This window comes from Faecalibacterium sp. DFI.5.82, assembly GCF_029076575.1.
GTDB lineage: Bacteria > Bacillota > Clostridia > Oscillospirales > Ruminococcaceae > Faecalibacterium > Faecalibacterium duncaniae.
In genome coordinates this window covers 1-310 of sequence record NZ_JARFIS010000521.1, presented here as the reverse complement: position 1 = coordinate 310, position 310 = coordinate 1, and the positions used below count along the sequence as shown (strand labels likewise).

At 64.5% G+C, this 310-nt stretch carries 2 pseudogenes; both read left to right on the top strand.

The features are described 5' to 3' along the window. Positions 1 to 218 (top strand): annotated as a pseudogene (locus tag P0G09_RS17705) (glycosyltransferase); the annotation flags it as partial. Continuing rightward, a pseudogene (locus P0G09_RS20945) lies at positions 215 to 310 on the top strand (flavin reductase family protein); the annotation flags it as partial. The pseudogenes P0G09_RS17705 and P0G09_RS20945, both read left to right, overlap by 4 nt.

Genomic DNA, 310 nt, shown 5'->3' with positions numbered 1-310 from the left:
GCGTGATCTGGGCCATCGTGCAGGCGGCCATGGGCAGCGTGGTGGCCGGCTGGGCCTCCACCATCTGCATCGTCTGCTTTGTGGGCGGCGTGCAGCTGGTCAGCCTGGGTGTCATCGGCGAATACATCGGCAAGATCTATATGGAAACAAAGGCCCGCCCGCGCTACATCATCTCGGAGCGCACCTGGGCCCCCTATGAACGGAAGTATCACGGATGAGCAAACAGAGCTGGCGGGGCAGCACCCTGCTGAACCCGGAACCGCCGGTGCTGGTCTCCTGCGGCGGGCTGGAGCAGCCCAACCTCATCACC